Source organism: Micromonospora sp. SYSU B005 (genome assembly GCF_055362685.1).
In genome coordinates this window covers 247,089-270,567 of record NZ_JAXCFU010000008.1, presented here as the reverse complement: position 1 = coordinate 270,567, position 23,479 = coordinate 247,089, and the positions used below count along the sequence as shown (strand labels likewise).

General features: G+C 72.1%; 23 protein-coding genes. 17 read left to right on the top strand and 6 right to left on the bottom strand.

All coding sequences use genetic code 11. The features are described from left to right. Positions 1-153: 153 nt before the first annotated feature. Entirely contained in the window at positions 154-1,143 is a 990-nt protein-coding gene (locus SM452_RS20230) for an ArsR/SmtB family transcription factor (protein WP_463840485.1), read from the top strand. Between the two features lie 15 nt (positions 1,144-1,158). On the opposite strand, the gene SM452_RS20225 is transcribed toward SM452_RS20230, so the two are convergent. Both SM452_RS20225 and cofD read right to left on the bottom strand, forming a co-directional pair. Further along, positions 1,159-2,244 carry a coenzyme F420-0:L-glutamate ligase gene (locus tag SM452_RS20225; protein ID WP_262012473.1) on the bottom strand — a complete coding sequence of 362 codons (1,086 nt, stop codon included), beginning with the start codon at positions 2,242-2,244 and terminating at the stop codon, positions 1,159-1,161. Next, on the bottom strand, positions 2,241-3,188 hold the full coding sequence (gene cofD / locus SM452_RS20220; protein WP_262012472.1) for a 2-phospho-L-lactate transferase: 948 nt from the start codon (positions 3,186-3,188) through the stop codon (positions 2,241-2,243). Before cofD ends, SM452_RS20225 begins: the two co-directional genes overlap by 4 nt. 99 nt (positions 3,189-3,287) lie before the next feature. Between cofD and SM452_RS20215 the strand changes: the two genes are divergently transcribed. The 6 genes from SM452_RS20215 (at position 3,288) to SM452_RS20190 (ending at position 9,905) form a co-directional block, all read left to right on the top strand. Then, positions 3,288-4,223, top strand: a complete 936-nt coding sequence (locus SM452_RS20215) for a hypothetical protein (protein ID WP_463840484.1) — start codon at positions 3,288-3,290, stop codon at positions 4,221-4,223. A 169-nt stretch (positions 4,224-4,392) separates the two neighbouring features. Beyond that, positions 4,393-6,918: a bifunctional FO biosynthesis protein CofGH gene (locus SM452_RS20210; RefSeq protein ID WP_463840483.1), complete on the top strand. Its 2,526-nt coding sequence runs from the start codon at positions 4,393-4,395 to the stop codon at positions 6,916-6,918. Between the two features lie 150 nt (positions 6,919-7,068). Then, positions 7,069-7,362, top strand: coding sequence for a hypothetical protein (locus tag SM452_RS20205; protein ID WP_262012469.1), 294 nt, complete (start codon positions 7,069-7,071; stop codon positions 7,360-7,362). A 72-nt stretch (positions 7,363-7,434) separates the two neighbouring features. Next, positions 7,435-8,832 carry a DUF4331 domain-containing protein gene (locus tag SM452_RS20200; RefSeq protein ID WP_262012468.1) on the top strand — a complete coding sequence of 466 codons (1,398 nt, stop codon included), beginning with the start codon at positions 7,435-7,437 and terminating at the stop codon, positions 8,830-8,832. Positions 8,833-8,845: 13 nt separating this feature from the next. Then, positions 8,846-9,184: a hypothetical protein gene (locus tag SM452_RS20195; RefSeq protein ID WP_013284160.1), complete on the top strand. Its 339-nt coding sequence runs from the start codon at positions 8,846-8,848 to the stop codon at positions 9,182-9,184. A gap of 460 nt (positions 9,185-9,644) precedes the next feature. Further along, a complete protein-coding gene (locus SM452_RS20190; protein ID WP_013284161.1) occupies positions 9,645-9,905 on the top strand; it encodes a WhiB family transcriptional regulator in 261 nt (86 codons plus the stop codon). Positions 9,906-10,004: 99 nt separating this feature from the next. On the opposite strand, the gene SM452_RS20185 is transcribed toward SM452_RS20190, so the two are convergent. Next, positions 10,005-10,454: a metallopeptidase family protein gene (locus SM452_RS20185; protein WP_018787548.1), complete on the bottom strand. Its 450-nt coding sequence runs from the start codon at positions 10,452-10,454 to the stop codon at positions 10,005-10,007. A gap of 153 nt (positions 10,455-10,607) precedes the next feature. Here SM452_RS20185 and SM452_RS20180 point away from each other — a divergent pair, with 153 nt between their 5' ends. Beyond that, positions 10,608-10,976: a DUF3499 domain-containing protein gene (locus tag SM452_RS20180; RefSeq protein ID WP_013284163.1), complete on the top strand. Its 369-nt coding sequence runs from the start codon at positions 10,608-10,610 to the stop codon at positions 10,974-10,976. Positions 10,977-11,274: 298 nt separating this feature from the next. Here the strand turns inward: SM452_RS20180 and SM452_RS20175 are convergent, their stop codons facing one another. From SM452_RS20175 to SM452_RS20165, 3 genes are all read right to left on the bottom strand, one after another. Next, a complete protein-coding gene (locus tag SM452_RS20175; RefSeq protein ID WP_463840482.1) occupies positions 11,275-12,654 on the bottom strand; it encodes an NAD(P)/FAD-dependent oxidoreductase in 1,380 nt (459 codons plus the stop codon). Between the two features lie 5 nt (positions 12,655-12,659). Further along, the gene (locus SM452_RS20170) at positions 12,660-14,006 is read right to left on the bottom strand and encodes an aspartate aminotransferase family protein (protein WP_194798500.1); all 1,347 of its coding nucleotides are present in this window, start codon (positions 14,004-14,006) and stop codon (positions 12,660-12,662) included. Positions 14,007-14,154: 148 nt separating this feature from the next. Next, positions 14,155-14,667, bottom strand: coding sequence for an Lrp/AsnC family transcriptional regulator (locus SM452_RS20165; protein ID WP_262012466.1), 513 nt, complete (start codon positions 14,665-14,667; stop codon positions 14,155-14,157). A gap of 205 nt (positions 14,668-14,872) precedes the next feature. On the opposite strand from SM452_RS20165, the gene SM452_RS20160 reads away from it, so the two are divergent. From SM452_RS20160 to SM452_RS20120, 9 genes are all read left to right on the top strand, one after another. Beyond that, positions 14,873-16,057 carry a polyamine ABC transporter substrate-binding protein gene (locus SM452_RS20160; protein WP_262012465.1) on the top strand — a complete coding sequence of 395 codons (1,185 nt, stop codon included), beginning with the start codon at positions 14,873-14,875 and terminating at the stop codon, positions 16,055-16,057. Further along, positions 16,054-17,211, top strand: coding sequence for an ABC transporter ATP-binding protein (locus SM452_RS20155; protein ID WP_463840481.1), 1,158 nt, complete (start codon positions 16,054-16,056; stop codon positions 17,209-17,211). The genes SM452_RS20160 and SM452_RS20155 overlap by 4 nt, the downstream gene beginning before the upstream one ends. 156 nt (positions 17,212-17,367) lie before the next feature. Beyond that, entirely contained in the window at positions 17,368-18,276 is a 909-nt protein-coding gene (locus SM452_RS20150; RefSeq protein WP_135243417.1) for an ABC transporter permease, read from the top strand. Next, positions 18,273-19,106: an ABC transporter permease gene (locus SM452_RS20145; protein WP_463840480.1), complete on the top strand. Its 834-nt coding sequence runs from the start codon at positions 18,273-18,275 to the stop codon at positions 19,104-19,106. The genes SM452_RS20150 and SM452_RS20145 overlap by 4 nt, the downstream gene beginning before the upstream one ends. Next, entirely contained in the window at positions 19,103-20,524 is a 1,422-nt protein-coding gene (locus SM452_RS20140; RefSeq protein WP_463840479.1) for an NAD(P)/FAD-dependent oxidoreductase, read from the top strand. Before SM452_RS20145 ends, SM452_RS20140 begins: the two co-directional genes overlap by 4 nt. Beyond that, a complete protein-coding gene (locus tag SM452_RS20135) occupies positions 20,524-21,726 on the top strand; it encodes a saccharopine dehydrogenase family protein (RefSeq protein WP_463840478.1) in 1,203 nt (400 codons plus the stop codon). The genes SM452_RS20140 and SM452_RS20135 overlap by 1 nt, the downstream gene beginning before the upstream one ends. Next, positions 21,723-22,736, top strand: a complete 1,014-nt coding sequence (gene speB / locus SM452_RS20130) for an agmatinase (RefSeq protein WP_357207995.1) — start codon at positions 21,723-21,725, stop codon at positions 22,734-22,736. Before SM452_RS20135 ends, speB begins: the two co-directional genes overlap by 4 nt. Before the next feature lie 40 nt (positions 22,737-22,776). Next, complete coding sequence (locus SM452_RS20125; RefSeq protein WP_186461666.1) at positions 22,777-23,169, top strand: type II toxin-antitoxin system RelE/ParE family toxin; 393 nt, start codon at positions 22,777-22,779, stop codon at positions 23,167-23,169. Continuing rightward, positions 23,166-23,477: a helix-turn-helix domain-containing protein gene (locus SM452_RS20120; RefSeq protein ID WP_013284175.1), complete on the top strand. Its 312-nt coding sequence runs from the start codon at positions 23,166-23,168 to the stop codon at positions 23,475-23,477. The genes SM452_RS20125 and SM452_RS20120 overlap by 4 nt, the downstream gene beginning before the upstream one ends. Positions 23,478-23,479 lie beyond the last annotated feature (2 nt).

The following is a 23,479-nucleotide window of genomic DNA, read 5'->3' as shown; positions in this document are numbered from 1 at the left end:
TTGCGCCCCGGCGTCGGCAGGCAACAGAGAGTTTGCCCAACCCGCCCACCCGCCGTCGAGGTTTTTCACCTGACGCTTAAAGATGGAGATTAGTGCCGGCGGGTACAGTGCGAAGTGTGGCTGGCACCCCCGCCGTCCGCACGGGAGCAATCCATGTTGAAGATCATTTTCTCGGGCGAGGACGTCCTGCGGACCCGGGTCGCACCGGCCGCGGACCCGCTCTGGGAGCTGGTCCTCAGCCTGCACCTGCTCCAGGGGCGCAGCCGGGACCCGATGATGACCACGTGGCGGCGCACCGTGGCGCACGGACTGCGGACCGACACCGACGCCGAGCAGTACCGGCTGCTGCTCGCGCTCAACCCGCCGCGCGGCTACTTCCCCGACTTCCTCACCCCGTCCGCCAGCCGGGAGGGCATCGAGGCCGGGCTGGACGCCGTCCGGGGCACCCCTGTGGACATGCTGCGCCGCGACCTGACGCGGCTGGCCGGGGAGACAGCGCTGCCGTCGTCGGCCACCGCGCTCGCCCGCGGCGAACCGGAGACGCTGCACCACCTCACCGACGCCATGGCCCGCTACCAGTCGCTGGCGGTCACGCCCTACTGGGCCCGGGTGCAGGCGGCGGTCGAGGCGGACCGGGCCCGCCGTGCGCGCGCCATGCTCGACGGCGGCGCCGAAGGGCTGCTGGCCAGCCTGCGGCCGAACATGCGCTGGGTCTCGGGCGTGCTGGAGGTGCTCGACTACCCGGACACGCGGGAACTGCACCTGGACGGCCGGGGGCTGCTGCTCGTGCCGTCGTTCTTCTGCTCGCGTACGCCGGTGGCGCTCGTCGACCCGACGCTGCCGCCGGTGCTGGTCTACCCGGTCGACCGGCTCGCCGGCCTGACGCCCGCGTCCGGCCCGGCCGCGTCACCGCAGGGCGAGGCGCTCGCCGCCCTGCTCGGCCGTACCCGCTCCCGGGTGCTCCAGGCCGCCGACGAGGGCTGCACCACCGGCGAGATGGCCCGCCGGCTGCGCATCTCCGCCGCCGCGGCCAGCCAGCACACCACGGTGCTGCGCAACGCGGGACTGCTGGTCAGCCAGCGTGACCGCAACACCGTCCTGCACACGCTCACCCCGCTGGGCCGGGCCGTCCTCGACGCCTGAGCACGCCCGCCGGGGTCAGAGCGCCAGCGTGGCGCTCGCGGCGCTGCCGGACGGGGGCGGGAGCAACGTCGAGTCGATCCCCTCCGCGGCCAGCGCGGCGCGCAGGCGTTGCAAATCCGCGCCGAACCGGACCAGGTCCGCCCGGTCGACAGGGGTGGGCGCCGCGCCGAGCAGCAGGCCGGTGGCCGAGGCGGGCCAGCCGGGCACCGTCGCGGCCAGTCCGTCGCGTACCTCGTCGTCGGTGACGTGGGTGAAGACGGTGCCCGGCGCGACCACGTCGGCCACCGCCTCGATCGCCCGCCGCACCGCGTCCGCATCGGCGGGCTCGGGGCCGACCCGGTCCGCGAGCGTCGCCGCCGCCCGCAGACCGGCGGCGCGCGCCTCGGCCGTGCCGAGCGAGAACAGGTCCATCGAGGCGTCGCGCACCAGCGTGCGGGCGCCCTCGTCGTCGTCCCGGGTCGCGGCGAGGTAACCCCGCACCACGGCGACCGGCACCTGGTCGCACTTGCCCTTGATCAGCTCACCGGCCGCTGCCAGCTCGTCGACCACCGCCATCTGGGTGACGAACAGCTCGTTGCCGTACGGGTCGACCTCGCCCCGGTGGTCGCGGATCGCCGGCATGCCGGCGACCCCGAGCGCCACGTCGGTCAGTCCGTTGCGCCACGGCCGGCCCATCGTGTCGCTGACGATCACCGCCACGTCGAGGCCGTACCTGTCGCGCAGCGCGGCGCGCAGCGCCCGGGCGGACGCGTCCGGGTCGACGGGCAGCAGGACCAGCCGGGTCTTGTCCACGTTCGAGGCGTCGATGCCGGCGGTAGCCATCACGAACCCGTGGTGGGTCTGCACGATCCGGGTCGCGCCCCGCGTCGCCACCACCCGGGCGGTCTCCCCGGCCAGGATGCGGTCCCGCTCGGCGAGCCGTTCCGGGCCGTCGGCCGGCACGTCGACCAGCCGGCCCTCCGCCTTCGACACGATCTTGCTGGTGACCACCAGGACGTCGTGGTCGCGCAGCCAGGGCGCCGCACCGGTGATCAGCGCCGCCAGGTCGTCGCCCTCGGTCACGTCGCCGATGCCCTGCACCGGCAGGATCTCCAGCCTCACATCAACTCCAGCGCGGCGCGCACCATCGCGGCGGTCGCCGCCTCGTCGGTCATCCGCAGCGGCGCGGCGCGGACGGTCACGTCCGGCACCACGGTGCCCTCGTCCTCCGGCGCGACCAGCCAGCCGTCGAGCAGGCCGCCCGCCGGCCGGGCGCCGTAGAGGCCGCCCACGCCGGCCGCGCTGCACTCCACGCCGAGCACGGCGAGGCAGCGGTCGGCCATGCCGCGTACCGGCGCGCCGCCGATGATCGGCGACACCCCGATCACCGGGGCCGGCCCGCCGGTCACCGCGTCGCGCAGACCGGGCACCGCCAGCACCGGCGCGATGCTCACCACCGGGTTGCTCGGCGCGATCAGCACCACGTCCGCGGCGGCGATCGCCTCGACCACGCCGGGCGCGGGCTTCGCCGCGTCGGCACCGACGAAGACGAACCGGTCGGTGGGTACGCCTGCTCGATGGCGAACCCACCACTCCTGGAAGTGGATCGCCCGGCGGCCCTGCTCGTCGGTGACGACGGCGTGCGTCTCCAGGCGGTCGTCGGTGGCGGGCAGCAGCCGTACGCCCGGCTGCCAGCGGGCCGCCAGCGCCTCGGTCACCTGGGACAGCGGGTAGCCGGCGTTGATCATCTGGGTGCGCACCAGGTGGGTGGCGACGTCCTTGTCGCCGAGGCCGAACCAGCTCGGCTCCGCGCCGTACGCGGCCAGCTCGTTCTTCACCGTCCAGGTCTCGCCCGCCCGGCCCCAGCCGCGCTCCGGGTCGGCGCCGCCGCCGAGCGTGTAGAGCACGCTGTCCAGGTCGGGGCAGACCTTCAGCCCGTGCAGCAGCAGATCGTCGCCGACGTTCACCACGGCGGTCACCTCGGCGCCCACCTCGCGGGCGTACGCCCGCACGCCGAGCAGGAAACGGGCGCCCCCGATGCCGCCGGTCAGTACCACGATGCGCATGGCGTCCATCCTTCCGCACGCGCCGCCATCGATCGTCCGGTGGCGGGAGAGACTACGCTCACTTCGGCAACTGTCCGCTTTCGTCCCCTGGGGGAGTCCGTGACCAGCCCCGCCGAGCCCGCGTCCGGCGACGCCGCGCAGGCCAGCCAGTTGATCAAGCCGTTGCGCGAACTCGCAGCGCTCGTCCTTCTCGGCGCCAACGCCGTGCTTCTCTTCGTCGGCCTGGTGCGCCTGCTGCCGATCGACGACTACAGCACGGCCAGCGGCCGGGCCGGGAGCACGTATTTCACCTTCGTCGGCCTGGAGTCGACGGTCCTGCCGCTGCTCGCCGTCCTGATCGCCACCGCGATCCTCCCGGTCGTACCAAAGGCCAAGCTGATCACGCAGGTGGCGCTCGTCGAGTACGCCGTGTCCGTCGTGTTCGGCGCGCTGACGTTCCTGATCTGGCTGGTCGGCCGGCTCGCCGACGGTGAGGTGCTGGACGCGTTCCTCGGTCTGCTCACCCGCGTGGCGTGGCTGGCGATCTTCGGGGTCGCCGCGTTCGTGGTGTTCAAGATCTGGCGCACGCTCTACTACGTGCCGAAGCCCAAGCCGCAGCCGGGCGTGTACGGCCAGGCCCAGCCCGGCTGGCCGCAGCAGCCGGGTCAGCCCGGCGGCTACCCCGGTCCGGGCGGCTACCCGCAGCAGCCCGGCCCGGGCTTCCCGCAGGCCGGCTCGCCGCCGCCCGGCTGGCCGCAGCAGCCCGGTCCGTACGGCCAGCCGCAGTCGGCGCCGCCGTTCAACACCGCCCCGCCGCATGCGCCGCAGTCCGGCCCGCCGTCCGCCGACCCGCAGGCCGGTGTCCCGTACGGCGGTCCGCAGCAGGCGCCGCAGTACGGCTCGTCGCAGTCGGCGCCGCCGTTCGGCCAGCCGCCGTCGGCCGACCCGACGCAGGCGATCCCGCGCCAGTCCGCCGAGCCGGGCACGCCGTCGGCCGCCGCCGACGACGAGCGCACCCAGCGGTTCGACCGCGAGGACCCGAACCAGCCCCGCTGAGGTCCGGGCGGCGGGCGACGGAGCATCCTCGCCCGCCGCCACCTCGGGCCCGCCACCAGCCCGCACCGTCCCGCCCGCCGCTGTGCGGGGGACCACCCGGTTCGTCCCGCTGCCCGGATCGCGACCGGGGGCGGGCATCCGGCCGTGCGGCAGCGCCTAGGCTGGGCGGATGGTTGATCGCAGCGACCCCGAACCGACCGAGGCCAGCATCCGGCGGGCACTGGGGCGGGCCGCCACCGGCTGGGCGCTCGACGCCGGCGAGGCGAGCGCGCTGCTGGCCGCTCGCGGGCCGATGCTCGACGACCTGCTCCGGATCGCCGGCGACATCCGCGACGCCGGGCTGCGCGACGCCGGGCGGCCGGGCGTGGTCACGTACTCGAAGAAGGTCTTCATCCCGCTGACCCGGCTCTGCCGGGACCGCTGCCACTACTGCACGTTCGCCACCGTGCCGCACCGGCTGCCCGCCGCCTACCTGGAACGCGACGAGGTGCTGGCGATCGCCCGCGAGGGCGCCGCGCAGGGCTGCAAGGAGGCGCTGTTCACGCTCGGCGACCGGCCCGAGGAGCGGTGGCCGGCGGCCCGCCGTTGGCTGGACGAGCGGGGGTACGACTCGACGCTGGACTACCTGCGCGCCTGCGCGGTGGCGGTGCTGGAGGAGACCGGCCTGCTGCCGCACCTGAACCCGGGCGTGCTCACCTGGTCGGAGCTGCAGCGACTCAAGCCGGTCGCGCCGAGCATGGGCATGATGCTGGAGACCACGGCCACCCGGCTCTGGTCCGAGCCCGGCGGCCCGCACTACGGCTCGCCGGACAAGGAACCCGCGGTACGCCTGCGGGTGCTCGACGACGCCGGCCGGGTCGGAGTGCCGTTCACCACGGGCATCCTGATCGGCATCGGCGAGGACCGCGCCGAGCGGGTCGACGCGATCTTCGCGATCCGCCGGGCGATGCGGGAGTACGGCCACCTCCAGGAGGTGATCGTGCAGAACTTCCGCGCCAAGCCGGACACCGCGATGCGCGGCATGCCCGACGCGGAGCTGCACGACCTGGCCGCCACGGTGGCGGTGGCCCGGGTGCTGCTCGGCCCGAAGGCCCGCATCCAGGCCCCGCCGAACCTCATCGCGGGCGAGTACGACCTGCTGCTGCGCGCCGGCATCGACGATTGGGGTGGCGTCTCCCCGGTCACGCCCGACCACGTCAACCCGGAGCGGCCCTGGCCGCACCTGGACGAGCTGGCGGCGCGTACCGCGAGTGCCGGGTTCACGCTGCGCGAGCGGCTGACCGTCTACCCGGAGTACGTCCGGGCGGGCGAGCCGTGGCTCGATCCGCGCCTGCTGCCGCACGTGAGCGCGCTCGCCGACCCGGCCACCGGGCTCGCGGTCGAGGCGGCCCGCCCGGAGGGACGGCCCTGGCAGGAGCCGGAGGAGGTGTACGGCGGCCGCACCGACCTGCACGTCACCATCGACGTCACCGGCCGTACCGACGACCGGCGGGGCGACTTCGACAGCGTGTACGGCGACTGGGCCGAGGTGGCCGGCAAGGTGGCGCCGGAGGCGCGCGCCGGCGTACCAGTGGGTGGTGGCGCGGACGCCGACCTGCGCGCGGGCCTGCGGCTGGCGGCTGACGACCCGGCGGCGCTGCTGACGCCGGCGCACGAGGCCGAGGCGCTGGCGCTGTTCGGCGCGGACGGCCCGGCGCTGGACGAGCTGTGCCGGCTCGCAGACGACGCGCGCCGGGACGCGGTCGGCGACGACGTGACCTACGTGGTCAACCGCAACATCAATTTCACGAACGTCTGCTACGTGGGCTGCCGGTTCTGCGCGTTCGCCCAGCGGGAGAGCGACGCCGACGCGTTCCGGCTCTCGCTGGAGCAGGTCGCCGACCGGGCCGAGGAGGCGTGGACGGCCGGCGCGACCGAGGTCTGCCTCCAGGGCGGCATCGACCCGAAGATGCCGGTCACCGGTTACGCCGACATCGTCCGCGCGATCAAGGCGCGGGTGCCGGACATGCACGTGCACGCGTTCTCCCCGATGGAGATCGTCACCGCCGCCGCGAAGGCCGGCGTGCCGGTGCGGGAGTGGCTGCTCCAGCTCCGCGAGGCCGGGCTGGACACCATCCCGGGCACCGCCGCCGAGATCCTCGACGACGACGTGCGCTGGGTGCTCACCAAGGGCAAACTGCCGGCCTCCGCCTGGGTCGAGGTGGTGAGCACGGCCCACGAGCTGGGCATCCGGTCCAGCTCCACGATGATGTACGGCCACGTGGACCACCCGGGCCAGTGGCTGGCCCACTTCCGGGTGCTGGCCGGCGTGCAGGACCGTACCGGCGGGTTCACCGAGTTCGTGGCCCTGCCGTTCGTGCACACGAACGCGCCGATCTACCTGGCCGGCATCGCCCGCCCGGGCCCGACCTGGCGGGAGAACCGGGTGGTGCACGCGATGGCCCGGCTGCTGCTGCACGGCCGGATCGACAACATCCAGTGCTCCTGGGTGAAGCTCGGCGACGCGGGCACCGTGGAGATGCTGCGCGGCGGCTGCAACGACCTGGGCGGCACGTTGATGGAGGAGACGATCTCCCGGATGGCCGGCTCGGGCAACGGGTCGGCCCGTACCGAGGAGCAGTTGCGCGCCATCGCGACCGCCGCGGGGCGGCCGTTCCGCAAGCGGACGACCGCGTACGGTCACGCCCGCGCCTGAGGTCGAACCTTTCCCCGCCGCGGCCCGTACCTGTGGATGCCGGCGGCGGTTTCGGCGAGGACCGCCGCCGGTGACCCCGAACCGGGGCCCGGCGGTGTCCGGGCGCCCGGCCCGCTGCGGCGCTGCGGCGCCGGTCCGGAAAGGTTGCCGATGAGCACTGACGAGACCACCGAGGCGCCGAAACGGCGGACCTGGCCGCGGTTGACCCGCAGGCAGACGCTCACCGCCGCGGCGAGCGCGACACTGGGCGCCGCCGCCCTCACCGTGCCGGGCCTGTCCGCCGCGCAGAACGCCCCCACGGCGAGCCGGCGCGACGAGCCGATCGTGGTCCATCTCCGCGACGCCGCGGCCGGCGTCATGGACGTCTTCGTCGGCGCCAACCGGGTCGAGGTACGCGACCGCGGCCTGGCCGACCGCCTGGTGCGCGCCGCCGGCCGGCGCTGATCCCACCCTCCGCCGGCGCGGGCTCCCGGCGCCGGTTCCGACTTCCGTTCCCCCGACGAAGGTGCGTCCGCCATGTCCTCTCACCGCGAGGCCCCGGAGATCGCCAAGGATCCGGTCGCCGACAGTTCCGACCTGTACGCGTTCGTCACGCCGAGCCAGCCGGACACGGTCACGTTGATCGCCAACTACGTGCCGGTGCAGCTTCCCTCCGGCGGCCCGAACTTCTTCGAGTTCGGTGACGACGTCCGGTACGAGATTCACATCGACAACGACGGGGACGGTTATCCGGACGTCACCTATCGTTTCGAATTCACTACCGAGATCACGAACCAGAACAGTTTTCTCTACAACACCGGGCCGATCGAGTCGCTGGAGAGCAAGAACTGGAACCGGCGCCAGTTCTACCGGCTGACCCGGATCGCGGACGGCCGTGCCCGTGTGCTGGCGCACAAACTGCCCTGCCCGCCGTGCAACGTCGGCCCGCTGTCCACGCCGAACTACCAGAACCTGGTCCGGCAGGCGACGTTCAAGCTGTCCACCGGCGAGAAGGTGTTCGCCGGGCAACGCGCCGACGGTTTCTTCGTCGACCTGGGCGCGGTGTTCGACCTGGGCACGCTGCGGCCGTTCCAGCAGTTGCACGTCGCCGGCAAGAAGCTGTTCCGGACCGAGGGCGAGCCGGTGAACGCGCTGGACCGGCTCAACGTGCACAGCCTCGCCGTGCAGGTGCCGCTGCGCCAGGTACGCCGCAAGGCGTCCCGCTACGGCTACGCCGACCGTGCCTCGACGATCGGGGTCTGGACCAGCGCGTCCCGCCAACAGGTGCGGGTGCTGGGGGACCGGGTCGCCGCCGACACCGCCGCCGGGCCCTTCACGCAGGTGTCGCGACTCGGTAACCCGTTGTTCAACGAGGTCATCGTGCCGATGTCCAGGAAGGACGTCTGGAACACGCTGCCGCCGTCGGAGGACAAGCGGTTCGCCGGGTTCGTGGAGCGGCCCGAGCTGGCCGGGCTGCTGCCGGCGCTCTACCCGGGCGTGTTCCCCAATCTGGACGCGCTGAACAAGTCCAAGAAGCCGCGTGCCGACCTGGTGGCGATCCTGCTCACCGGCGTCCCGGCCGGACTGATCGACGGCTTCGCCAACACCACAGGTGACGTGCAGGCGGACATGCTGCGGCTGAACACGGCGATCCGGCCCAGCCGTACCCCGGACCGGTTCGGTGTGCTCGGCGGCGACCTGGCCGGCTTCCCCAACGGCCGCCGTCCCGCCGACGACGTGGTGACGATCGCGCTGCGCGCCATCGCCGGGTTGACCGTGCCGCTGGTCGACAAGACGTTCCGGCCGGACGCCGCCGCGGCGGCGGTGACACCGGGCCTGAGCGCGGCCGACGTGACAGCGCCGTTCCTGGCCGACTTCCCGTTCCTCGGCACGCCGTACGACGGGTTCGGCAACCCGCAGGCGAAGAAGTCCTGACGGGAGCCGGCGAATGTCACACCATCACGATCTCGGCCCGTCGGAGGTCGGCAGCGTCGTGCTCGACCTCGGCGGGGACCGGGGCGCGCTGATCATCCACACCGGGCGGGACCTGCACGGCCGGGAGATCGAGATCAGCCGCGTGGACCTCGACGGCCCGCGGACCCACTCCGCCGTACGCGAGCGGCACGTCCGGGACGGGGTGTTCCACAGTGCGGTCTACCCGGATCTGGAGGCGGGTGTGTATACCGTCTGGTGGGACGAGAGTACGTCCGCCGGCGCGATCTCGGTCACCGGTGGGTCGATCGCCGAATTCGTTTGGCCCACCAGCTCACCAGCCCGCTTGGACTGATCCGTCAGTCGCGCCGGGACCCGCGCCCCGTCCACATGATGGACGGGGCGCGGTCGGCGTTGGACGGCTCGACGGGCGGTACCGCGGGAAGCGGGTTACCCTTTGCCCCACCAATTCTGATCTTGGTACGAGCGGCCGGCGGGGGCGTCCGGCCGGCCTGTCGGCGATGCGCCACGGCAGAAAACTTCCGGCAACTCGCCGGGGAGGGCGTTACTCGTCCGGGGTCTGAATCGATAGGGCAGGTTGCGAGGCTACGGGCGACCGGGGCGGTCGTCACGGACGTGTCGGGAGGGCGACTCCATTATCAAGTTTGGCTTGACGGCGCACGCATTACACGCGTGTAATTTGAATGGGGTTGTTCGCACGGAACGCAACAAATGGTGACCGTACGGACAGGCACGCCTTTCGCGTGGGGGGTTGCAGCGGCGAATGACGCCGGTGCGCGACAAGGAGGCAATCGATGGACGGCCAGCTCGAGGTGGCCGACCTGCTCGGGAACGCGCCGGAGTGGCAGGAGCGAGCGCTCTGCTCGCAGACCGACCCGGAGGCGTTCTTTCCCGAGAAGGGCGGCTCGACCCGCGAGGCGAAGCGCATCTGCTCGCGGTGCGAAGTGAAGACGGAATGCCTGGAGTACGCGCTCGGCCACGACGAGCGGTTCGGAATCTGGGGTGGCCTCTCCGAGCGGGAGCGGCGCAAGCTCAAGCGGCGGGTCGCCGCCTGATCCACGTACGGGTCCACGGGCGGTGGGGGCCGCCCGGACCCGGGTCGTCGTCCGGCCGGCGCGTCCGGCCGGGTGGCGGCGCCTGTCCGGCCGACCCGGTCAGGCCAGCTCGTCCGGATCGACGCCGAGCAGATTCGCCACCTGCTCGATGATCACGTCGTGCACCAGGTCGGCGAGGTCCTCGCGGTCCATCGCGCGGAACTCCAGCGGCCGCCGGTAGAGCACGATCCGCGGCGGCACCTCCTGGCGGCCGGGCCGCCCCGGCAGCAGCCGGGCCAGCGGCACCTCGCCGTCCTCCAGCACGTCCGAGTCGTAGACGTTAAGATCCGGCGGGACGTCCTCGACCGCGAACTCCACCCCGGCCAGCTCCTTGGCGAACCGGCGTTCGAGCGTCTCCACCGTGTCGAGCACCAGATCGTCGAAGACCTCGGCCTTCGTCCGCGCCAGCGGCACCGTGGCCGGCACCAGCCGCCCGCGCAGCCCGCGACCGTGCCGGTCACGGTGGGTGCGCCGGCCGGAGCCGGGGCGGCGGTTCTGGGGGCTCGTCATGACGGACAGGGTAGCCCGGGCCGGCGGTCCACCCGCCGTCGCGCGGCCGACCGGCGCGCCGGTGTGCCGATCGGCGGAATTGTGATCACCATGACGGGCGTGTCGTAACGCGAAGCGGTGCGCCGGACCCGGTAATGGGGATACCCTGCCGCCGTGAGGTCACCACGGCGCTGCTCCCGTAACGGCTGCCCCCGGCAAGCGGTCGCCACATTGACCTATGTCTACAACGAGTCGACGGCGGTGGTGGGCCCGCTCGCGGCGTTCGCCGAACCGCACACGTACGACCTGTGTGAGCCGCACGCCCGCAGCCTGACCGCCCCGCGTGGCTGGGACGTGGTGCGGCACGAGGGCGAGTTCGAGCCGCCGCCGCCCACCACCGACGACCTGGTGGCGCTGGCCGAGGCGGTACGCGAGGCCGCCCGCCCGGCCCCGCCCCGTCCCCCGGAGGACGAGCCAGCCAAGCCCCAGACCCCCCAGCAGGGCCGCCGGGGCCACCTCCGGGTCATCCCGCCCCACCACTGAACGACCCCGCCCCGGACCCTCCATCGGTCGATCATGAAGGTCCCGCTGGTCGGCCAAGTGCACGGACCAACGGGCGCCCGCCGGCCGGTCTCGGCCAGGTCGTCCGGGGTGGCGGGCGGGAGGCCCAGGATCGGGCTGACCGGCCCGGCGACGTCCGCGCCACCCTCGGCCGGCGCGACCGCCGTGGCCCGGCCAGACCAAGGTCAACACCAGTACGGGGAAGTGGCGCCATCCAGGCCACCCGGACCCCACCGCCACCCCGAACTGGTGTCGATCATGAAATCCGGGCGCACCGGGGTCAGTGGCCCAGGAAGCGGGTGAAGAGATCGGCTCGGCGGGACGGGCGGGACGTGCGGTGCTCGCTCTTGTCGGCTGAGGACATGATCTTCAGGCCGGCGTTCACCGCCAGCCAGCGCAGCGGCTCCGGTTCCCAGTGGGGGGAGCGGTGGCCCACCCAGGGCAGCGCCGTGAGGTCGCTGTCCACGCCCCGGATCAGGTCGGCCAGCGTACGGCCGGCGAGGTTGCTGGTGCCGACGCCGTCACCGACGTAGCCGCCGGCCCAGGCCAGACCGGTACGGCGGTCCAGCCCCACCGACGCGGCCCAGTCCCGGGCCACGCCGAGCGGTCCGCCCCAGGCGTGCGTCACCGGCACGTCCGGCCCGAGTACGGGGAACAGTTCCCCGAGCGCCCGGCGCAGCGCCGCGAACACCCGGGGCTCCCGGTCGAAGCCCTGCCGGACCCGGGAGGCGTAGTGGTAGGGCGCGCCCCGCCCGCCGAACGCGAGCCGGCCGTCGGCGGTGCGCTGGCCGTACACGATGACGTGCCGGTAGTCGGAGAACGTCTCCCGCTGCGCCAGCCCGATCCGTGCCCAGGTCTCCTCGGGCAGCGGCGGGGTGGCCACCATCAGCGAGTAGACGGGCGCCACTGTGCGCCGCTGGCCTGGTAGCCCCGGCGTGTAGCCCTCCGTCGCACGCACCACCACGGGCGCCCGGACCACGCCCGCCGCTGTCACCGCCACGCCCGGCCGCAGCGCGGTCACCGTTGTGCGCTCGTGGATGCGTACGCCCCGGCGCTCCACCGCCCGGGCCAGACCCCGGACCAGCTTCGCCGGGTGCACGGCGGCGCAGTGCGGGGTGTACGTGCCGCCGCGTACCCCCTCGGCGTTGCACCGCGCGGCGGCCTCGCCGGCGTCGAGCAGCCTCAGGTCGTCGTCGGTCAGCCCGTGCGCGTGGGCCTGGGCGACCTCGGCGCGGGCCCGCTGGAGCTGGGCCTCGCCGCGGGCGAGCATCACCGTGCCGCCGGCCTGCCAGTCGCAGTCGATGCCCTCGGCGGCGGCGACCCGCCCCACCTCGGCGACCGTGTCGTGCATGGCCCGCTGCATGGCCAGTGCCCGGTCCCGGCCGTGCCGCCGGGCCAGCGCCGGCAGCGACGTGGGGAACAGCGCGGAGCACCAGCCGCCGTTGCGCCCCGACGCGCCGTACCCGGCGATCTCCCGCTCCAGCACGACGACGCGCAACGTGGGATCGGCCTGGGCCAGGTAGTACGCCGTCCACAGCCCGGTGTACCCGGCGCCCACGATCGCCACGTCGGCGTCCGTGTCGCCGGGCAACCCGGGTCGCGGTGTCAGCGGTTCGTCCAGGCCGGACAGCCAGTACGACAGCTGCTGGTATCCCGTCATCGGCGTCAGAGCCGCGACCACGCCTCGGTCAGCACCGCGCGCAGGATCTGCTCGATCTCGTCGAAGTGCTGCTGGTCGGCGATCAGCGGCGGGGCGAGCTGCACCACCGGGTCGCCCCGGTCGTCCGCCCGGCAGTAGAGCCCGGCGTCGAACAGCGCGGTGGACAGGAAGCCGCGCAGCAGCCGCTCGGACTCGGCCTCGTCGAACGTCTCCCGGGTCGTCTTGTCCTTGACCAGTTCGATGCCGTAGAAGTAGCCGTCGCCCCGGACGTCGCCGACGATCGGCAGGTCGTGCAGCTTCTCCAGGGTGGACCGGAAGGCGCCCTCGTTCGCCCGGACGTGCCCGATCAGGTCCTCCCGGGCGAACACCTCCAGGTTGGCCAGCGCGACCGCGCAGGAGACCGGGTGGCCGCCGAACGTCACGCCGTGCGCGAACATGCCGGTCTCGGTGAGGAACGGCTCCATCAGCCGCTCGCTGGCGATCATCGCGCCGAGCGGGGCGTAGCCGGAGGTGATGCCCTTGGCGGTGGTGATGATGTCCGGCTGGTAGCCGTAGCGGACGGCGCCGAAGTACTCGCCGAGCCGGCCCCAGGAGCAGATCACCTCGTCGCTGACGAGCAGCACGTCGTACGCGTCGCAGATCTCACGTACCCGCTCGAAGTAGCCGGGCGGCGGCGGGAAGCAACCGCCGGAGTTCTGCACCGGCTCCAGGAAGACGGCGGCTACCGTCTCCGGCCCCTCCCGCTCGATCGCCCGGCCGATCTCCTCGGCGGCCCAGCGGCCGAACGCCTCGGCGTCGTCGCCGTGCTCGGGGGCCCGGTAGAAGTTGGTGTTCGGCACCTTGATGCCACCCGGCACCAGCGGCTCGAAGTCGGTCTTGATGCCGGGCAGGCCGGTGATCGACAGCGCGCCCATCGAGGTGCCGTGGTAGGCGATGTAGCGGCTGACCACCTTGTGCTTGGTGGGCTTGCCGGTGCGCTTGAAGTAGGCCCGGGCCAGCTTCCACGCCGCCTCGACGGCCTCGGAGCCGCCGGTGGTGAAGAAGACCCGGTTCAGGTCGCCGGGGGTGAGCGTGGCGATCTTCTCGGCCAGCTCGACGGCCTTCGGGTGGGCGTACGACCAGAGCGGGAAGTAGGCCAGCTCGCCGGCCTGCTTGGCGGCGGCCTCGGCCAGCTCGGCGCGGCCGTGACCGGCGTTCACCACGAACAGCCCGGCCAGCCCGTCCAGGTAGCGGCGGCCCTGCGCGTCCCAGACGTACGCGCCCTCGCCCCGGACGATTGTCGGAACCTCGCCGGCGGGGTAGCTCGCCATGCGGGTGAAGTGCATCCAGAGATGGTCGGTGGCGTTGGCCATGTCAGCCCCATCGGGTCTCGGGCCGGTCAGGGGTGACACCGGCCGCTCTGCCCACGGTTATCCCACAGGCGATGCCGATAAGGCAAGCGAACAAGCTTCAGCGCGACGGATTCAGCGCCATATCACTGTGCTGTCAACGGAATCCGCATCAGGCGGTGCCCCAGCTGTAGGTCTGCTTGCGCAGCTTCAGGTAGACGAACGCCTCGGTGGAGAGCACCCCGGGCACGCCGCGCAGCTTCTGCAGGATCTCCAGCAGGTGTGCGTCGTTGCGGCAGACCACCTCGGCCAGCAGGTCGAACGAGCCGGCGGTGATCACCACGTAGTCGATCTCCTCGAACTCGGCCAGCCGGTCGGCGACGGGTTCCAGGTCGCCGTCGGTACGCAGCCCGATCATGGCCTGGCGGGGGAAGCCGAGCTGGAGTGGATCGGTGACCGCGACGATCTGCATGACGCCCGCGTCGAGCAGCCGCTGCACCCGCTGGCGTACCGCCGCCTCGGAGAGGCCGACCGCCTTGCCGATGCTCGCGTACGGGCGGCGTCCGTCCTCCTGGAGCTGCTCGATGATCTGCTTGGCCACGTCGTCGAGCAGAGCGTGGTTGGCGCCGTCACGCACAGTGACCCGACGGGCGCCGTTTCCGTTCTCCTGGTGCCGGTTGACCATCGACGCTCCTCGTGTCCAGTTCTCCGTGTTGAGCGTAGTGCCCCGCGCAGTCTGGCGTATTTCGTGGCGACTGGCTATTCCGGCAACGGAATCCCTTGTGAGAGAGGTTTTCTCATGTCAGGATCAGTCGTCCATCGCCACTGACCCTCCCGCCGGCGCGCCGCCCCCGTCCCGCCGCCGACGATGCCCCCCAAGGAGTCGTCACATGCGTAGTCCCCTCCGGCCCCTCACCCGGCGTGGTCTGCTCACCGGGACCCTCGGCTCGGCCGCGCTGCTCGCCACCGCGGGCACCCTGGCCGGCTGCGGGACCAAGGGCGCCCAGCAGACCGAAGCCGGATGCAAGAGCGAGGATCTGTCCGCCACCGAGAAGAAGGTCGCCTTCTCGAACTGGCCGCAGTACATGGACACCGACGAGAAGGACGAGTCCAAGCGCCCCACGCTCGACGCGTTCGTCGCCGCCACCGGCATCCAGGTGACGTACACCGAGGACGTCAACGACAACAACGAGTTCTTCGGCAAGGTACGCAACCAGCTCGCCGGGTGTCAGAGCACCGGCCGGGACATCATGGTGCTCACCGACTGGATGGCCGCCCGGGTGATCCGCCTCGGCTGGGTCCAGAAGCTGGACAAGTCGAAGATGCCGAACGTCGAGGCGAACCTGCTGCAGTCGCTGCGCGGTCGCTCCTTCGACGCCGAGACCCAGCTCGCCGTCCCGTGGCAGTCCGGCCTGGCCGGGCTCGCGTACAACGCGAAGGTCACCAAGGAGATCCGCACCGTCGACGAGCTGCTCACCCGTCCCGATCTCAAGGGCAAGGTGACTGTGCTGTCGGAGATGCGCGACACCATCGGCCTGCTGCTCCAGTCGCTCGGCCACGACCCGGCCAAGTTCACGTCGGCCCAGTTCGACGACGCGCTGAACAAACTGAAGAAGGCCGTGGACAGCAAGCAGATCCGGCGGTTCACCGGTAACGACTACGCACCCGACCTGGCCAAGGGCGACATCGCCGCGTGCATCGGCTGGTCCGGCGACGTGGTCCAGCTCGGCTTCGACGACGAGAAGATCAAGTTCGTGGTGCCCGAGTCCGGCGTGATGCTCTGGTCGGACAACATGCTGGTGCCGAACAAGGCCACCCACAAGGCCAACGCCGAGGCGTTGATGAACCACTACTACGACCCGGCGGTGGCGGCGAAGCTGGCCGCGTACGTCAACTACATCTGCCCCGTGCAGGGCGCGCAGGCCGAGATGGAGAAGATCGACCCGGACCTGGCGAACAACCCGCTGATCTTCCCGGACGACACGATGCTGTCCAAGGCCAAGGTCTTCATGGCGCTCGACGAGGCGCAGGAGAAGGAGTACGAGACCAAGTTCCAGCAGGTGATCGGCGCGTGAAGGGGCAGCAGACCCCGGCCGGTGACCTGCGACTGGTCGACCTGACCAAGCGGTTCGGCGTCTTCACCGCCGTCGACGACCTCACCCTCACCATCCCGCAGGGCTCGTTCTTCGCCCTGCTCGGCGCGTCCGGCTGCGGCAAGACCACCACGCTGCGGATGATCGCCGGGCTGGAGCAGCCGACGAGCGGACAGGTGCTGCTCGGCGAGCAGGACATCGCCGGGCTGCGGCCGTACAAGCGGCCGGTGAACACCGTCTTCCAGAGCTACGCCCTCTTCCCGCACCTGGACATCCACGAGAACGTGGCGTTCGGGCTGCGCCGCCGCGGCATCCGCAACGTGGGCGACCAGGTGGAGCGCATGCTCGCGCTGGTGCAGCTCGAAGGGTACGGCCGGCGCCGCCCGGCCCAGCTCTCCGGCGGCCAGCAGCAGCGCGTCGCGCTGGCCCGGGCGCTCATCAACCACCCGCAGGTGCTGCTGCTCGACGAACCACTCGGCGCGCTCGACCTCAAGCTGCGCCGGCAGATGCAGATCGAGCTGAAGCGGATCCAGACCGAGGTCGGCATCACGTTCGTGCACGTCACCCACGACCAGGAGGAGGCCATGACGATGGCCGACACGGTCGCGGTGATGAACGCCGGCCGGATCGAGCAACTCGGCGCGCCCGCCGACATCTACGAGTACCCGGCCACCGCGTTCGTGGCGAACTTCCTCGGCCAGTCCAATCTGCTCGCCGCCGAAGCCGGCGGTCGCGCCGCCGACGACGTGCTGGTCACGGCGCACGGCTCGCGCTTCTCGGTGCCCGCCGGCCGGGCCCGGCTCACCGACGGTCCGGCCTTCCTCGGCGTACGTCCGGAGAAGCTGCACCTGGTCGACGGCCCGGACCGGGTGCCGGTCGGACACCAGCACGTCGGTGGCGTGGTCACCGACGCCTCCTACGTCGGGGTGAGCACCCAGTACCTGGTGCGCACCGCGTGGGGCAGCGAACTGTCCGCGTTCGCCGCGAACAGCGGGCTGGGCGGTCAACTGGCGGTCGCCACGGCGGTGACCGCCCACTGGGATCCGCGGCACGCGTTCCTGCTGCCCCGGGCCGCCGGTGAGGACGACCAGACCGCGCCGCTGCTCGACGAGCCGCCGGTGGGTGCGCTGCCATGAGCGAGCGCAGCGAGCGAATCGGCTGGCTCAGCGCGAAGGTGCCTCATGACGGCACGGAGCGAAGCGGAGTGGCGGCATGAGCGAGCGCAGCGAGCGAATCGGCAGGCTCAGCGCGAGGGTGCCTCATGGCGGCGCGGAGCGAAGCGGAGTGGCGGCATGAGCGCGCTTGCCCACGTACCGACCTCCGCCGGGAAGCCGGTGCCGCCGCCGGTGCGGCGCGGGCGCAGCCGGCTCCTGCCGTACCTGTTGCTGCTGCCCGGCGCGGTCTGGCTGCTCGTCTTCTTCGCGCTGCCGCTGGTGCAACTCGCCTCCGCCAGCCTCTACGACCCGGCCGGGTCGCTCTCCACCGGGTACGCGATGACCTGGGCGTTCGGCAACTACCCGGACGCGCTGCAGGCGTACTGGCCGCAGTTCTCCCGGTCGTTCCTCTACTCGGCGATCGCGCTGGTGCTCGCGCTGCTGATGGGCTACCCGCTGGCGTACGCGATCGCGCAGAAGGCCGGACGGTGGAAGAACCTGCTGCTGGTGGCCGTGGTCGCGCCGATGTTCACCAGCTTCCTGGTGCGCACGCTGGCCTGGAAGACCATCCTGTCGGACAACGGCGCGCTGGTCGGGCTGCTGCGCGACGTGCACCTGCTCGGCCCGGACGGCCGGCTGCTCGCCACCCCGATCGCCGTGGTGCTCGGTCTGACGTACAACTTCCTGCCGTTCCTGGTGCTGCCGCTGTACGCGAGCCTGGAGCGGCTCGATCCCCGGCTGCTGGAAGCGGCGAGCGACCTGTACGCGAGCCCGCTGCGCGCGTTCGCCAAGGTCACGCTGCCGCTGTCGATGCCCGGCCTGATCGCCGGCACGCTGCTGTTCTTCATCCCGGCCACCGGTGACTACATCAACGCCGAGCTGCTCGGTACGCCGAACGAGTACATGATCGGCAACGTCATCGACTCGGCGTTCCTGGTCCGGCTGGACTATCCGCAGGGCGCGGCGCTGTCGTTCCTGCTGATGGCCGCGATCCTGGCGATCGTCTTCGTCTACCTGCGTAAGGCCGGCACGGAGGAGGTGCTGTGAGCAGACTGAGGCGCTGGCTCGCCGACCGGTGGGTAATGGGCGTGGCCCTGCTCGTCCTCGGCTATCTGACGCTGCCGATCATGGTGGTCGCCGGTCTGTCCTTCAACCGGCCCTCCAGCCGGCTCTCCTACGACTTCAACGAGTTCACGCTCGACAACTGGAAGCAGCCCTGCGCCACCTCGGACATGTGCGACGCCGTGGTGCGCAGCATGCAGATCGGCCTCATCGCCACAGTCGTCTCCACGCTCCTCGGCACGCTGATGGCGTTCGCGCTGGTCCGGCACAGCTTCCGCGGCCGCTCCGGGCTCAACGGGCTGATCTTCCTGCCGATGGCCACCCCGGAACTGGTGATGGGCACCTCGCTGCTCGCCCTCTTCGTCGCCGCCGGGGTGCCGCAGGGCTTCTGGACCATCGTCATCGCGCACGTCATGTTCTGCGTGTCGTTCGTCGTGGTCACCGTGAAGGCCCGGCTCTCCGGCATGGACCGGCGGCTGGAGGAAGCCGCGATGGACCTGTACGCCAGCGAATGGCAGACGTTCCGCCGGATCACGTTGCCGCTCGTGCTACCCGGCATCGTGGCCGCCGCGCTGCTGGCGTTCTCGCTCAGCTTCGACGACTTCATCATCACGAACTTCAACGCCGGCACCACTGTCACGTTCCCCATGTACGTCTGGGGCGCCTCCCAGCGCGGCATCCCGCCGCAGGTGAACGTGATCGGCACGGCCATGTTCGTGATCGCGTTGCTGCTCGTCGGGGCCACCTCGCTGCGCGGCCGGCGGGCGCGCCGGGCCGCCCTCGCGGTGGTCGCCACACCGGCGGGCAAGCCATGACACTCCCGCATACCGGCCGGGCGCTGGCCGACGCCGCGCCCGTGTCGTACTGGCTGGACCGCCCGGTTCGCCCCGACCCGCTGCCGCCGCTGACCGGGACGCACACCGCCGACCTGCTCGTGGTCGGCGGCGGGTACGCCGGGCTGTGGACCGCGCTGCTCGCAAAGGAGGCCGACCCGGACCGCGACGTGCTGCTCGTCGACGCGGGCACATGCGGCTGGGCGGCGTCCGGGCGCAACGGCGGGTTCTGCGCCGCGTCGCTCACCCACGGGCTCGCCAACGGCGTCGAGCGGTTCCCCGGCGAGATCGGCGAGCTGGAACGGCTGGGCCGGGAGAACCTGGACGCCATCGCCGCCACCGTGGCGAAGTACGACATCGACTGCGACTTCGAACGCACCGGCGAACTGGCGGTGGCCGTCGAGCCGTACCAGCTCGACGGGCTCGCCGCCGACGCCGAGCTGGCCCGCCGGTACGGCCACGACGTGCGGCTGCTCGACCGCGACGAGGTACGCGCCGAGGTGTCGTCGCCGACGTACCTGGGCGGGATGTGGGATCGCGATCGGGTGGCCCTGCTCGACCCGGCGAAGCTCGCCTGGGGACTGCGCCGCGCGGCGCTCGACCTGGGCGTACGCGTGCACGAGCACACCCGCGTCACCGGCCTGGCCGGCGACGGCGCCGCGCTGCGGGCCACCACTGCGGGCGGCGCGGAAGCGGCGCCCGGCACGGTACGGGCGCGGCAGGTCGTGCTGGCCACGAACGCGTTCCCGCCGCTGCTGCGCCGGCTGCGCTCCTGGATCGTGCCGGTCTACGACTACGCGCTGATGACCGAGCCGCTGACCGAGGCGCAGCGCGACGCGATCGGCTGGCGGCACCGGCAGGGGCTCGCCGACACCGGCAACCAGTTCCACTACTACCGGCTCACCGCCGACAACCGGATCCTGTTCGGCGGCTACGACGCGATCTACCACTACGGCAACCGGGTGGCGCCCGCGCTGGAGCAGCGCGAGGCCACCTTCACCACGCTCGCCTCGCACTTCTTCACGACGTTCCCGCAGCTCGCCGATGTGCGCTTCAGTCACCGCTGGGGTGGCGTCATCGACACCTGCACCCGGTTCTGCGCGTTCTTCGGCACCGCGTACTCCGGGCGCCTGGCGTACGCGGCCGGGTTCACCGGGCTCGGCGTCGGCGCGACCCGGTTCGGCGCCCGCGTGACGCTCGACCTGCTCTCCGGCACCGACACCCCGCTGACCCGGCTCGACCTGGTGCGCCGTAAGCCGCTGCCGTTCCCGCCGGAACCGGCCCGGTCCGTGGGCATCAACCTCACCCGCTGGTCGCTCGCCCGCGCCGACGCGCGCGACGGACGGCGCAACCTCTGGCTCCGTACTCTCGACCGTCTTGGACTGGGGTTCGACTCCTGATGCGTATCCTCCTCGTCGGCGCCGGTGGCGTCGGCTCCGCCGCCGTATCCATCGCCGCCCGCCGTACCTTCTTCGAGACCATGGTGGTCGCCGACCACGACCCGGCGCGTGCGGCGCGGGCCGTCGCCGGGCACGGCGACCGGTTCGTCGCCGCCACAGTCGACGCGTCCTCCGCCGACGCGGTGGCCGCGCTGTGCCGGGAACACCGGATCACCCACGTCCTCAACGCGGTCGACCCGCGCTTCGTCATGCCGATCTTCGACGGCGCGTTCGCCGCCGGGGCCGACTACCTGGACATGGCGATGTCGCTGTCCCGGCCGCACCCCGAGCGCCCCTACGCCGAGACCGGGGTCAAGCTCGGCGACGAGCAGTTCGCCGTCGCGCAGCGGTGGGCCGCCGCCGGGCGGCTCGCGCTGTGCGGCATCGGCGTCGAGCCGGGCCTGTCCGACGTCTTCGCCCGCTACGCCGCCGACGAACTCTTCGCCGAGATCGACGAGATCGGGGTACGCGACGGCGCGAACCTGACAGTCGCCGGGTACGAGTTCGCGCCGTCGTTCTCCATCTGGACCACCATCGAGGAGTGCCTCAACCCGCCGGTGATCTGGGAGGCCGGGCGCGGCTGGTTCACCACCGAACCGTTCAGCGAGCCGGAGGTGTTCGACTTCCCGGCCGGGATCGGCCCGGTCGAGTGCGTCAACGTCGAGCACGAGGAGGTGCTGCTCATCCCGCGCTGGGTGCCGGCGAAGCGGGTCACCTTCAAGTACGGCCTCGGCGCCGAGTTCATCGAGGTGCTTCGCACGCTGCACAAGCTCGGACTGGACTCGACCCAGCCGGTGCGCGTACGCGGGGTCGAGGTGTCGCCGCGCGACCTGGTGGCCGCCGCGCTGCCCGACCCGGCCACGCTCGGCGACCGGATGAGCGGCAAGACGTGCGCCGGCACGTACGTCACCGGCACCGGCCCGGACGGCCGCCCGCGCCGCGTCTATCTCTACCACGTGGTCGACAACGAGTGGTCGATGGCCGAGTACGGCCACCAGGCGGTGGTCTGGCAGACCGCCGTCAACCCGGTCGTCGCGCTGGAACTGCTCGCCACCGGTGCCTGGTCCGGCACGGGCGTGCTCGGCCCGGAGGCGTTCCCGCCGACCCCCTTCCTCGACCTGCTCACCGGCTACGGTTCGCCGTGGGGGATGGAGGAACGATGACCCGGTACGGCCCGATGTACGGCCCCGACATCACGTTCCTCGGCGTGCCGCCGTGCACCGTCGAGGAGCCGGTCACGTACGCCGACGCGGATGTGGTGATCATCGGGGCGCCGTTCGACGGCGGCACCTCGCACCGGCCGGGCACCCGGTTCGGGCCGTCCGCCATCCGGCAGGCCTGCTACCTGCCGCACGACGGCTCCCGCCCGTCGCTGGCGCTGCGCGTGGACGCGCTGAAGGATCTGTGCGTCTACGACGCCGGCGACGTGGAGATGTTCGGCGGCGACATCGAGCGTTCGCTCGCCGCGCTGGAGACCGCCGTGCACGCGGTAGCCGCCGCCGGGGCGATCCCGGTAGTCCTCGGCGGGGACCACTCCATCGCGCTGCCCGACGCCACAGGTGTGGCCCGGCACCACGGGCTCGGCCGGGTGTCGCTCGTGCACTTCGACGCGCACGCTGACACCGGCGACGTCGAGTTCGGCTCGCTGCACGGTCACGGCCAGCCGATGCGTCGGCTCATCGAGTCCGGTGCGGTACGCGGCGACCGCTTCCTGCAGATCGGGCTGCGCGGCTACTGGCCCGGCCCGGACACGCTGGCGTGGATGGCGGAACAGCGGATGCGCTCGTACGAGATGACCGAGATCGTGGCGCGCGGGCTGGACACCTGTCTGACCGAGGCGTTCGGCATCGCGACCGACGAGTGCGAGGGCGTGTTCCTCTCGGTCGACGTGGACGTGGTCGACCCGGGCATGGCACCCGGCACCGGCACACCCGAGCCGGGCGGGTTCACCTCCCGGCAGTTGCTCGACGCGGTGCGCCGGGTCTGTTACGAGCTGCCTGTGGTCGGGCTGGACGTGGTCGAGGTCGCCCCGCCGTACGACCACGCCGACATCACCGCGTACCTGGGCAACCGGGTGGTGCTGGAGGCGCTGTCCGCGATAGCCCGCCGCCGCCACGACGCCGAGACCGGAACCCCGTGGAACCCCAACCAGCCGCTCCTGGATGGTCGCTGACTGGTAGTCCGGGATGTTTAGCTCGGGCTATGGTTGGAGCATGGGTGCGGACGGGAAGCGCTGGTCGGTCCGGGTCACCGGAGAGGTCCGGCACTGGCTGCGCGACCTGCGGGACCACGACCCGGCGTCGTATGAGAGCGTCCGGGTGGCGGTGGACAAGCTGGCCGAGGTGGGGCCGGGGCTAGGTCGCCCGCTCGTGGACACGCTGCGTGGAAGCAGTCTCCGTAATCTGAAGGAGCTGCGGCCCCGCTCCGGTCGGGACGTGGCTATCCGGGTGCTGTTCGTCTTCGATCCCTGGTCGCAGGCGGTCCTCCTGGTCGCCGGCAACAAGGCGGGCAACTGGACCCGCTGGTACCGGCAGCACATTCCGGCGGCGGAGGTTGCCTACAAGGCTTGGCTCGACAGCGAGCGCGAGCGAAGGGGGGAGTCGTGACGGAGTTCTATCACTGGGACGAGGTCCGCGCCGAACTCGGCGGTGACGACGAGGCGTACGAGGCGGAGCGCGCCCGGACCGACGCGTGGGTGAGCGCGTTCCACCTTGCCGAGGAGCGCAAGCGGCTGGGGCTCACCCAGCGGCAGGTAGCCGAGATCATGGGGGTCACGCCGGGCCGGGTCAGCCAGATCGAGAACGGCGACCTCGACGTCAACGAGGTGGCCACGCTGAGCCGGTACGCCAACGCCCTCGGCGCCCGGCTGCGGATCATCTTCGACTACGGCGACGACCTCCGGCAGATCGCCTGACC